This is a genomic window from Bradyrhizobium sp. USDA 4516, assembly GCF_054055915.1.
The window spans coordinates 1,345,006-1,356,849 of the sequence record NZ_JBSRXT010000001.1 but is presented as its reverse complement, the minus strand read 5'-3'; the positions used below and the strand labels follow the sequence as shown (position 1 = coordinate 1,356,849).

Below are 11,844 nucleotides of genomic sequence, written 5' to 3'. Positions count from 1 at the left end.
CCATCGTGTTGCGTGGAAGTAACTCGACAATGACAATCGAACCGGCTCCTTCGCTTTCAGCCGGATTCCGACAAGCGGCGGAATCATTTCGTGGAAGGTCCGGGTTTTTACGGACTGAGCGTTAACGCTGCCGCACGAGCACAAAGGTGGGGGTCTTGTCAGGAAGCGATTTGGCCATTTTAATCGAGAGATTGCAGTACGTTATTCTTATTGTAGAGCGCATTTCCGATGAAAGCCATCGAGCAGATTGTTGCCGGCTACGTTTCGTTGAAGGATCGCCAAGCCCTGGAAAAGCTGAGGCACCATCGACAGCAATTGCTGGATGATGTTCAGATGCACACCATTCCAGGGTTCAAGCCGTCGATCGTGAGCGATATCCTCCGCGAGGAGATCGAGGTCATCGAAGGCGCGCTAGCGCGCGTAGATGAGGATCGATCATTGCCATGAGCAAAACCTTCGACGAGATCGAGACACTGAAACCAATGGCCTGCAGTGCCATCACCGATCCCAGTCTGAGGATGATATACGAAGCTATCCGCGGCGCGCTCGAGGCCGACGATGAATTCGAGGCAAGCGGCAAAGATCCCAAATTCCGAGTCCGATCGACGGCCGAATGGAAGCGGCATGCCCGCGATCTTGAGGCGGAGATGTTGAAGCGAGGGCTCGAGTTCGACGTTATCGATTGGACGAATGGTCAGAGTGAGCGGCGATACAGCCGGTGAAGGCACTCGCTGTTCATGCGTAAACGCCGTTGCGATGGCACCAACGGACAAACGTGTAGATGGACCAAACCCGCGACCAGTACATGCCGGGCGCTCCGTCGAGAAAGGCTCGCCAAAGTCGCTCAACCGCGTCGGGATTCAGGCCGGTAGGCGCGATCGCCTGCGGATCGCGCATGGTTCGATCCATGGCGTCCTTCAATCCGCGGCGAATCCACCGGTCAAAGGGCATGACGAAGCCAGTCTTTGGGCGCTCGAAGAGCGCAGGATCGAGACCGCGCAATCCGATCCGCCGAAGCATATCTTTGCGCCCCAAGGGCTGATATCGCGCTTGGTCCGACAGGGCGTCGACGCTTTCAAACAATACGTGGTCGACCAGCGGAACGCGCTGCTCGAGCGAGCTGGCCATGCTTGCTGCATCATTGTCGCGTAGGAGGCGTTCACCCAAAAAGAGACGTTGTTCCATCACGCTAATAGCGGAAACAGGGGTGCGGCCGGCCGTTTCGGCCGTCAGCCGCCGGCGCATCGCGTCGGGAAGGCCTTCCATGAGCGAGCCCGCGAAATCCGGTGCAAGCAATTCACCCTGAAATCCAGGCAGGAAGAGCGCGTAGGCCATCTGGTATAACGCCAAAAGATCCTCGCTACGATCGACCATATCCGGAAGCTTCGCCCAGCGCGTTTGAGGCGGCACGGGATGCGAGGATCGTCGCAGGGGCCAAGTCAACAAAGCTGCAGCCTTGGCTTGCCATTTTCTGGGAAATGCGCGGCCCCGATGACACCACTGCTGCAAGATCGGAAGATCGCGGTACGTCGGATACCCGCCGAACAGCTCGTCACCCCCGGTTCCTGACAGCGCGACGGTAAAGCCTGCTTCGCGAATGGCCCGGGAGATGAAATAGGCGTTCAGTCCATCGAAGGTTGGCTGGTCGAGACTATCGAGGGCGTCGTCCAGACTGTCGACGAACCGCTGCTCGGACAACACTACTTCATGATGCTGAGTGCCGATTGCCGCAGCGGTCTGCCTTGCGAACGGCGCTTCGTTGAACTGCTGGTCCTCGAACGCGAGCGTGAAAGTATGAACCGGGGCGTCAGCGGTCAGTTGCGCGAGATTTGCCATCGCGGAGGAATCGATGCCGCCCGACAGGAAAACCGCGAGCGGCACATCACTGGCGAGGTGAAGCTTCATCCCTTCGTCGAGGATCGAGGCAAGCGCCGCTTCGTCCATTGTCGGTTTTGGCGCCTCTCCGGGAATGCGCCAGAAATCGTGCTCGCTTATTTTGCGGCCTGTCCCGTCAAACTCAGCGTAGTGACCCGGCGCAAGAAGTTCAACACCCTGAACGGCGGTGCAGGGGCCGACAACAAACCCGTTCCATACGTTGCTCGCAACCGCCTGCGGATCAAGACGCGGCGTTCCGAGCAAGCCTGAGGCCAGCAATGCACGCAATTCGGATGCAAATATCAGCGACCACGTCGTGTTCGGATTGCTGGACTGCGCGATATAGAGCGGCTTGATGCCGAGCTGGTCGCGCGCAAGCAGAAGTCGTCGCTGTTGCGGATCCCAGCTTGCGAATGCGAACATGCCGCGCAGCCATCCGACTGCCTCCAGGCCATGCAGCCCGAGTGCCCGCAGCATGACGGCGGTGTCGCCGCTGGACCGAAAAGACTGCCCTTCGCTCTCGAGGCGTTTGCGCAGGGCGACATAGTTGTAGATTTCGCCGTTGAACGAAATCACGTGCCCGGTTGTATCGTCCACCATCGGTTGGGCGCCGGCGGATGACAGATCGAGGATCGAGAGGCGGCGGTGATCGAGCATGACACCCCAGCCGCGGGCATCCGGCGTCGAAGCCCACGAGCCATGGCCGTCCGGCCCGCGATGGATCATGGCCTTGCTCATCCGAGCGAGCGCGGCCCGGTTGTTTTCGTCAAGCCGGCCGATGATACCCGAGATACCGCACATTCAATCGTCGCCTTCGCGGCTTGAGCTTGAGCTGGCCCGCACGAGGTAACGTTGCGGAGAACCTACCAAGACTGCTTCGGCAATGCTTTTACGTCGAAAATCCAAGCGGATAAATGGACACGCCGCCTTTCTATCATTGTTTCGTTAAGAGGAACGAGGCAACTATTAACGCAAGGCTTCGGCTTAAGCATTGAGTAAGCCGAGCTATGTGAATGTGGGCCTCAGCGAGCATCTCAGTACCTGTCGACGTCGGCAGGCAGGTTTGGATCGATGCACTCAGACCGCCTAAATATTCTCTTCGTGTCACAAATGCCTGCGAGCCCGCCGCGGATCGGCGCGCAGGCACGTATGCACGGTTTGATGACGGAATTGGCTCAGCGCCATGACCTGACGGCAGTCATGCTCGTGGATGACGAGCACGACATCGAGGAATGCCGAACTGCCATGCAGGCCTACTGCCGCAAGGTGGTACTCGTGCGTAACCCGTTCGGTCGCGATGGGATGCCGAAGCGCCTGCTTCAACTCCGCTCCCTGGTATCGCCCCTCAGCTTCGAGCGTTTGCGAATCACGGCTGACGTCGTGCGTCAGACGCTGGATGACTTGCTTGGGTCGACGCGCTTCGACGTGGTTAATCTCGAGTTCACGTTCCTTGGTCACTACGAACTGCGCAAGGCGCCGGCAGGAGAGAAGCTTCCGGTATTGGTCGTGGATTCTCACAATATCGACTACGACCTTGCCCGACAGTACGCCCAAAGCGGCGACAGCTTGTTTCGTCGCCTTTATTCCGAAGTCAATTGGCGCAAGCTTCGGAAGGAGGAGCTCGGGACCTATCGTGACGCGGATGGCGTCTATCTGTGCAGCGCTGCTGACGAACGACGGCTGCTTGAAGAAGTGCCGGAAGCCAGGACTACTGTCATTCCCAATGCCGCGGATATCGAGTTCTATCGCCCGCGTGCCGACGATCCGAAGCCCGACGGGCGCACTGTCGTGTTCTTTGGCCTTTTGTCATATGCACCGAATGTCGACGGTGTCATCCACTTCATCAATGATATATGGCCGCGCATCGCGGCCAGCCATCCGGATGCGCGTTGCAAGATCATTGGCGGGTCGCCGCCCTCCGCCTTGTTGGCGCTGGCGGGTCCGCGAATCGAGTTCACCGGCTTCGTGCCGGATCTGAGGCCGCATCTTGCCGAGGCGGCGGTCGTCGTCGTCCCTCTGCGATTGGGAGGCGGGACACGGCTCAAGATTGTCGAGGCTATGGCGATGGGCAAGGCAATCGTCTCGACAACCCTGGGCGCCGAGGGGATCGAGGCCATGCCGGATCGTGACATCATGATCGCGGACGATGTCGAGAGCTTTGCCGCCCGTGTCAGCGGCTTACTGGGCTATGCCGATCGCGCTGCGGATCTCGGACGTTCCGCGAGGCATTTGGCCGAAAGCAAGTATGCCTGGAGTTCAGCAGCTCGCGCTCTCGAGGGCTTTTACCGTACGAGGCTCGCCATCAGTTGCGGTACGGATGGGAAGGCGCCAACGTTTCGCCAGCAGCAACGGCGCGCCGAGCGTTGAAGAACCGCTTCAGGTCCAGGAAACGCTTTTCGACGAATTCATAGCTCAGATAAGCGATCAGCAGCGAGACGAGTGCTCCCGCTGTCGCCTGTATTGCCACGGCTGCGCTGTGAGAGCCGAGCCATTCGCCGAGTGCCAGTTCGGTTCGGTGAGTCACGAGATAGTACGATATAAAGTGATGGTAGACGTACAGGCCGTAGCTATAGGTCCCGAGAAACATCAGCGGTCGGCTGCAGAAAAGGCGCGATACCAAGGAACGCTTTGGCGCAACAAGCACCCAGATGAGGAGACAAGCCAACAGCACGGTGATGATGGAAGACCGAACCGGAAGTACGAAAGCGTTACCTTGGTCGGTCACCAGGCGCGTCCAGATGAAAGTCAGGGACAGCAAGCCAAATGCAGTGGACGCAACGTATGGAAGGACGCCTACAAGTCGCTGAAGTCCGCCCGGTTGTCGGACCACCACGGCGAGGAAGGCGCCAAGGGCCAGACCGTCCAGGCGAAACGGTGTCAACACGTAGGTTGTCCACCAGCTAAGTCCGGCCAAGGAGCCGCCCAGGCGAGCGAGCATCGCAGCGACCGATAGGCCGAGGCTGACCGCAATCAACTTTCTCGGTTGCTTCGCGACCAGATATACGACGAGCGGCCAGAAGAAATAGAAATGTTCTTCGATGCAAAGCGACCAGAGATGCTCCAGATATGAGAATGACCAGTCACCGTTCCATGCGATGTAGACGTTGACTCCGTACAGCCAGGCCCAAGCCTGACGGTCTATCAGATAGTCGAGGGTCGGACCACGCAGCGGGCTCAAAAGCGGAGCGACGAAGAAGACAAGCGCAAGCACGCCATAATAGAGCGGAAAAATGCGCAGCGCGCGCCGTATATAGAAATTGCGAAAGAAGTTCGGCTCCTCCCTTGAATCATAGAGGATGCCGGTGATGAGAAAGCCGGACAGGACGAAGAACAACTCGACGCCATAGGAGCCGTAGTTGGTGATTCCGACGACGATTTTCTCGACAGCGTTGGTCGGCAACGTATTGCCGACGAAGTGCAGTAGCATCACCATTGCGATGGCAAGTCCCCGCACGCCGTCGAGCGCAGGAATGTGTCCGTGAGGGCGGGGCCACCGGTCGCGGACTGTTGCCTCGGCGGATTCGGTTGCCGGCAGCATACCTGCCGCGCGAGCCGATTCTGCCAGGCCAATTGCTGTCATCGGGACGACGTAACGATGGTTGTCGCGCCGGAGATGCTGCCGTTGGCGAGTCCCTTCAGCGTGTAGGCGTCGATCCCGGCGACGATTGGATCGCTCACTGTGCCGATAATCAACCGAAGGTAAGTCATGAACTTTGTCGCTTCGACAGATGTTGCATTGGATGCGAAGATGACATCTTTATTCCGCATCTCGAATTCTGTCGCGATGAAGTAGCCGCCGGGATCTCTCAAATCGAGAATATAGATAACGGGGACAAGGGGTCCGCTATAGCGAGTGCAGTCGACGCCGAGCTGCTTGGCAACTTCGCGTGGCTCCCCGCGGTAAATAAACACGGACCCAGGGTCGGCGTGATCATCCTTGAGGCCGCCCGCTTTCGCCATGGCCTCGGCCAGTGTCAGGCGCCAGGCTCCAAACGAGAACTGCCCCTGTTGCCCGGAAGCGCCCATCGCGAGGAAGGTTTGCGGCTGCGTGAATACGTAGACCGTATCTTGGGGGCGAACGAAGATGTTGTTTGCCGGTTGGCTGAGCAGCGATCCGAACGGTGCGGTACCCTGCCGGCCGTCGCGTTCGAGGGTCACCCAGGTATCGAAGCCGGGATTCTTGGGGCCGCCCGCGCGTGTGATGATGTCGAGCAGCCGCTCGCCGCTGGCGCTTGCGGGCAAGCGTGCAGGCGTTCCGACCTCGCCCAATACGCTGATGGACGTTGCCTTCTGATCCACCAGCGCAACCACTGCCTGTGGTTCGATCGCACGGTCCTGCAGGGACTTCACGATCGCATTCTGGACTTCCTCCGGCGTCCGGCCCGCAGCGCGGATCGAGCCACCATACGGAACCGTGATGTTGCCTTTGTAGTTCACGGCCTGATTGGGCAACGTGACGTAATTTCCCTGACGTGTGCCGGCTTCGGTTGGAGTAAACAGGCCACCGGCCATCGATTCGAACAGCGTCACGCTGACCGTGTCGCCGATGCCAAAACGAATCTCGGGCGGACCGCGGCGATCCGTGAAAACGCGGTCGATCCGCCTGGAGTTGCGCACCAGGACCCTCTCGGTGTCAGCCGTCAGGCGCACCAGAGCATAGTGCACGCTTTCAGGGTCGGTCTGCCCCGCGCGGACATACGAGCTTGCCGGTCCCGAGGTCGGCATGGTCGAGCAGCCAGCGAGCGCGATTGTCGCTGTGATGGCCAGGGCGCCCAATAGGCGGCCACCACCGAGACGCGAGGAATTGCCAGCCGAATGCGCCGGCGTCACTTCGCGAGTGGTCAGGCGCAGCGTTCGTTGACTACTCTTGCCTGCACTTCTCGGCACGACATTGGACCCTGGTTAACGAAGATTAACGAACGGAGTCTTGGTAAACGCCGGTCTCTTCTTCGCGCTTGCTTGCGCGCCGCTTGCGGTCGTCGCCGTCCGGCATCGACCGCCGCACCGCCGGACACAGGCTCGGAAGAAATTTGCGCGAGTAAACATGTGCTTACGCGGCATCCACAATTTCCCGGAATATCAATCGACCAGGCGAAACAGCCCGCCCTGTGCGCCACGCTAGGGGACAAGCGTTAACGAAGCGTTCACTATAAAAATTCAGGAAAGATTGATTAATCGTTGGTGTTCGGAGCCGTGTCTGAGTACGTGTTGGCGCCAGCGCCATTGAGAGGCTGATCGTATCGCTGCGTGGCCCCACGATCGGGCAAGGCAGGCGATTAACGATCAGCGTGCTGCCTTGGCGACTGGAGTTGACGGGCACCGAGCATGCACGAAGCCGTATTGCGTTCTCAGCGACCAGGCTTGGCGGCCCCGTCCGATCGGGTAATCGATAGATACGCAATCATCCCGCTGCTGGCTTGTGTCTACGCCACGATTGCTTTTCCCCTGATCCTCGTGACCTGTAGTCCGACGGACTCGGCTTGTCTTTTGGAAGCTCGACCAGAGAGCAAAATCTTTTGGCCGATCCTGTCCGCAGTCGCGCTCGTCGTTGCGCTGCGCAATCGGTCGCGACTCCGCTTTCCGCCGATCCTGATCATACTGTTTGCCTATCTTGCGCTGGCGGGGGCGAGCGTTGCCTGGGCATTCAAGCCGGAGGCTTCGGGGATCAGGTTTGCGCAGCAGGCCATGATCATTGCCTCGATCGCGCTCCCGGCGATCGTTGCAACTCGATCGACCGACCTGCTGCGCGGCTTGTTCTGGTGCTTCTTTATCGCTGCCGTGCTCAACATGCTGTTCGTCATGGGCAGGCCGCCGATCGACGTGAAGTTCGCCACGTGGGGCTACCCCGGCTATTTCTCGGGCAAGAACTATCTAGGCGAATGCGCTGCCGTTGCATTCCTGCTTGCGCTCCATGAACTGCTTCATCCCGGACGGCGACGGATTCTCGGCATCGTTACCGCGCTGATGTCTGTTGCGCTGCTGCTGCTGAGCAATTCAAAGACGGCGCTTGCTCTTGCGGTGCTTGTCCCTGCGTTCGCCTGGGCCTTGCTCAAGCTTTCCAGGGCTATCCGCGTTCCGGTGTGGGTGATTGTCGTATCGATACCGATTTGCTGGATGGTTTTTTCGTTCGTCACCGGCTTCAGCATGAATCGCGTATCGTACATGCTGTACGGCGATTCGACTTTCACAGGCCGTACCATCATTTGGGATTTTGCAAATATGCAAATCGCAAAGAAGCCGCTGCTGGGCTGGGGTTATCAGTCGTTCTGGCTGGTTGGACCCGACGCGCCGAGCATCGTGGAAGCGCCGGGCTGGGTCAAGGAGATGCCCAACGCCCACAATGGGTATGAAGACACGTTGCTCGAACTTGGCTATGCGGGATTTTTCCTGCTTGTCGCGTTCATCCTTGCGACGATACACGGCATTGGTCGCCTGGCGCGTTTTGATCTTTCGCGGGCATGGATCCTGCTGTCGATCGTTCTCTACGTTGCCATTACCAACGGTCTCGAGAGCACATGGATGCGCGGCTTCGAAATGCTGTGGGTCGTGTTCGTTATAGCCGCGGTTGAAGCTGCCAGATATTGGGGGCAGGCGCGTCCCGCGGCCAGCTTGCGGATAGCCAGGCGTCCAGCAATGCGGCGCACCCACGGATCGCGGTTCAGGCCGCCGTCCACTGCCGTCAACGTCGTGAGGTCACGCTAGCAGGCGCGAAGCCGGTCGGTTCGGCGCTGCAAGTCAGAGGATGCATGTTCAACCGGAAGGTCATCGCGACGCGGCGCAACCCTGGTCACCGGACGCTGCGAACGGCCCTGCGACGGCCTTGGCAGCGCTTGGCTGCAACGATGATCTTCGTTGCATGCTCAAGCCATTCGTCCGCATTTGCTCTCGATTCGATGGAAATACTGCCTTCAGATCGCGCGACCACCTGGCAACCCGGCCTGATGGCCGAGGGTGGTATACCCTCTCGAAAAACCATCTGCGCGACGCTGTCGCCTCGTGGCGGCACACTCGATGACGCTGCGGTAATCCAGGGCGCAATCAACGCATGTCCGGTAGGGCAGGTCGTGCAACTGTCCGCGGGACGGTTTCTGATCAATGGCGGCAATTTCCTGCTGCTCAACAAGGCAATTACCCTGCGCGGCTCCGGTCCGGGCCGGACGATGCTCGAAAAGCAGGATGGCGCGAAACCTTTCAATGACGCGGTCGGTGCCCGGCCGTCTCCGCTGGTCGTGGTGGGACCGTCGCTTTTCTCCAGCACGAGCGATACGGTCAATGCCGTGCGGTCGGCGAACCTTCGGAATGATGCAATAAAGGGCGAAAGAACGGTCGAGGTCGACGACGCTGCGGGCTTTGTGCCTGGACAGATCGTACTGCTCGACGAGGCGTCGGCCGCTGATTGGCGTGTCGACCCGCAGGGGCGAGGGCAGATCTGGGCGTCGGAAGATTTCAGGGTTGTCTGGCAAAAGCACAAACCTGCAATTCAGTTTGTCGACGACTTTGCACCCGATGGGTTTCCATCGACGCCGCAAAGCGCCGGATCGTGGTTCGGAAGACCTGATCGGCCCGTCGCCGAGATCAAGGAGATCAGCACCGTCTCCGGTTCCAGGATCACCTTCACGACCCCAATTCACATCAGCTATCGGAAGGCAAACGCAGCTCAACTGTCACGGTTCGCGCAGCCGCATGTGAAGCACGCGGGCATCGAAGATCTGGCGCTCAAGGGGGGCGACGCGGGCAATCTTCGCTTCAATTGGGCTGCTTCTTCGTGGGCGAAGAATGTCGACAATTCGGTTTGGCACGGCGAAGGCTTTGCAATTCACAGCTCCTTCCGGGTCGAACTGCGCGAGTTCTACGTGCACGACGCGGCCTGGGCTCAACCCGGCGGAGGCGGATATGCCATTAGCCTTTCCGCCGGATCGTCGGAAGCTCTGATCGAGAATGGAATTGCCGTGAGGGCCAACAAGCTGGTGGTGGCGCGTTCCGCCGGGGCTGGTTCGGTGGTCGGTTACAACTACATGGACATGGGCTACATCAATACCAATGGAGCCTGGATCGAGACCGGGCTCAACGCCAGCCACATGGTGGGCGCCCATCACGTCTTGTTCGAGGGCAACTATGCTCAGAACGCCGACAGCGACGACACTCACGGCAACAGCATCTATCACACGTTTTTCCGCAACTATCTGCGCGGCGTCCGGGCAGCGTTCGACAATCAGGCTGGCGGGACGATCGATGATGTGTCGCAGCTCCGCAATGGGCCGCGTCGCGCCGCCGGTCTGATGGCGTATTCCTACTGGATGTCTTTCATAGGAAACGTGCTCGGGGTTCCCGGTCAGATGGACGGCTGGTCGTATGAAACTTGTTTTACCGACGCAAAGCCCGGCGTCTGGATGCTCGGCTGGGACGCCGTGAAGCCATATCCGACGGACGCAAAGGTTGCGACGTCCACGATTCGATATGGCAATTTTGATTACCTCACCAACAAAACGCACTGGGATTCCGGAAGCGAGGATCAGGCCTTGCCTGCTTCCATGTACCTCACAAGCCGCCCCCCGTTCTTCGATGCCGGGCGCGGATACGAGTGGCCTTGGGTGGACCCGGTCGGGATAACGAAGCTTCATGTGCTTCCGGCCAAAGCGCGCTATGACGCCGGCACGCCGTTCGTGCAACCGAATTTGGATGGATCGGCACGCAAAAGTTCGCAGTGAGCATACGCCTCGCGGGCAATGATTAAATATGTTTTGAACAGGCGCGGTATTGCGTCAATGCGTCACCTGACCGACGCCGAGCTCGGAGGCTAACTAGGCGAGCGCCCGATTTAAATGCTGCAGACGTCGTTAATTAACTACAATAGAAGCTAAGGCCTTCTGATCCGCGCGGACCTTGGGCATTTCTGCACGTTTTGGTTTAATCAGATTGCCGATTCGCTATCCGGTTAGTCTCCGGAAGAGGAATTTGATGCGCAAATCGGTCTTTCACGAGGATTGGTGGCTGGATGCGCTGGCTCCCGGTGGCTGGCGCGAAGTCACTTGTTCGCGTGGCGGGCGCGTCGTGGGTTCTCTGCGGTTCGTCACGCGCACTGAAAGCGGGATGAACATATGTGAGATGCCTCAGATCACGCGTTTTCTCGGGCCGACGGTCACGCTGCAGTCCGGCAAGACGGAAGCGCGCATGCGGTTGGCGCATGCGGTCATCACTGACCTGCTCAAGCAGGTCGCGGATTTCGATCACGTCGAGATGACGCTCGATACCGGGTTCAGCGATGTGGCCGCGTTCCTCGCGTGCGGCTACGAGGTGCGCGCGCATCCGACTTTCATGCTGAAATGCACGATCCCCCGAGACGAGCTCTGGTCGGGATTGCGCGACAAGACGAAGAACGTGATACGACGCGCGCGGGAACGGCTCGCCATTCGCGAAGTCACGTCCCCAAAATACTTCGTGAAGTATTACCAGGCCAACCTGGAGGGCGCGAAGTCGTATTTCGACCTCTCGCGATTGGAAGCTGTCTATGCCGCCGCGAACGAGCGACAGCAATGCAAGATCCTCGCGGCGGTGGACTCGAACAACAACGTCCACGCCCAGGTCTTCTTCGTCTGGGACCACAAGTTCGTGCACTATTTCCTGTCATCGCGGGACAGGAGCATTGCGCATCCAGGCGCAGTAAGTCTGCTCCTCTGGAGTGGCATCGAGCTGGCGCACGAGCGGGGCCTTCATTTCGATTTCGATGGCGGAATCGAAAACGAGGCGCGATACAAATTCGTTGTGGCGTTCGGCGGAGAACTGGCCAATCGCTTCGACGTCAGCCGCTCCACCACACGTTACCGGCTTCACCGGCAACTACGCAGAGTTCCCCAAGCGCTGCTGCGGCGTCTCTCGCCTGGCGCCGCTACCGGCGACGTCAACGATCATGGGGTACGGCTCAACCATTTTCCGTCGTCCTGAGCGGATCGTTCCCGCAATTTCAGGTGC

9 protein-coding genes are annotated in these 11,844 nt (G+C 59.3%); 6 read left to right on the top strand and 3 right to left on the bottom strand.

All coding sequences use genetic code 11. The features are described 5' to 3' along the window. The first annotated feature begins 228 nt into the window (after window positions 1-228). On the top strand, window positions 229-447 hold the full coding sequence (locus tag ACVI1L_RS06340) for a hypothetical protein (RefSeq protein ID WP_076826890.1): 219 nt from the start codon (window positions 229-231) through the stop codon (window positions 445-447). Continuing rightward, entirely contained in the window at window positions 444-722 is a 279-nt protein-coding gene (locus ACVI1L_RS06335; RefSeq protein ID WP_456782533.1) for a hypothetical protein, read from the top strand. Before ACVI1L_RS06340 ends, ACVI1L_RS06335 begins: the two co-directional genes overlap by 4 nt. Before the next feature lie 13 nt (window positions 723-735). Here ACVI1L_RS06335 and asnB read toward each other — a convergent pair whose 3' ends face one another. Beyond that, entirely contained in the window at window positions 736-2,676 is a 1,941-nt protein-coding gene (asnB, locus tag ACVI1L_RS06330) for an asparagine synthase (glutamine-hydrolyzing) (RefSeq protein ID WP_057017388.1), read from the bottom strand. A gap of 270 nt (window positions 2,677-2,946) precedes the next feature. Here asnB and ACVI1L_RS06325 point away from each other — a divergent pair, with 270 nt between their 5' ends. After that, a complete protein-coding gene (locus tag ACVI1L_RS06325) occupies window positions 2,947-4,242 on the top strand; it encodes a glycosyltransferase family 4 protein (RefSeq protein WP_057017389.1) in 1,296 nt (431 codons plus the stop codon). Here ACVI1L_RS06325 and ACVI1L_RS06320 read toward each other — a convergent pair. Together ACVI1L_RS06320 and ACVI1L_RS06315 are read right to left on the bottom strand one after the other, a co-directional pair. Continuing rightward, complete coding sequence (locus ACVI1L_RS06320) at window positions 4,178-5,455, bottom strand: acyltransferase family protein (RefSeq protein ID WP_456782532.1); 1,278 nt, start codon at window positions 5,453-5,455, stop codon at window positions 4,178-4,180. The genes ACVI1L_RS06325 and ACVI1L_RS06320 overlap by 65 nt on opposite strands. Continuing rightward, window positions 5,452-6,651 (bottom strand): polysaccharide biosynthesis/export family protein, encoded by a 1,200-nt coding sequence (locus ACVI1L_RS06315; RefSeq protein WP_092081758.1) that lies wholly within the window; start codon window positions 6,649-6,651, stop codon window positions 5,452-5,454. Before ACVI1L_RS06315 ends, ACVI1L_RS06320 begins: the two co-directional genes overlap by 4 nt. A 549-nt stretch (window positions 6,652-7,200) precedes the next feature. On the opposite strand from ACVI1L_RS06315, the gene ACVI1L_RS06310 reads away from it, so the two are divergent. The 3 genes from ACVI1L_RS06310 (at window position 7,201) to ACVI1L_RS06300 (ending at window position 11,817) form a co-directional block, all read left to right on the top strand. Continuing rightward, a complete protein-coding gene (locus ACVI1L_RS06310) occupies window positions 7,201-8,577 on the top strand; it encodes an O-antigen ligase family protein (RefSeq protein WP_244558772.1) in 1,377 nt (458 codons plus the stop codon). Between the two features lie 44 nt (window positions 8,578-8,621). Next, complete coding sequence (locus ACVI1L_RS06305; protein WP_244558773.1) at window positions 8,622-10,583, top strand: hypothetical protein; 1,962 nt, start codon at window positions 8,622-8,624, stop codon at window positions 10,581-10,583. Between the two features lie 250 nt (window positions 10,584-10,833). Then, entirely contained in the window at window positions 10,834-11,817 is a 984-nt protein-coding gene (locus ACVI1L_RS06300) for a GNAT family N-acetyltransferase (protein WP_244558774.1), read from the top strand. Window positions 11,818-11,844: the final 27 nt, after the last annotated feature.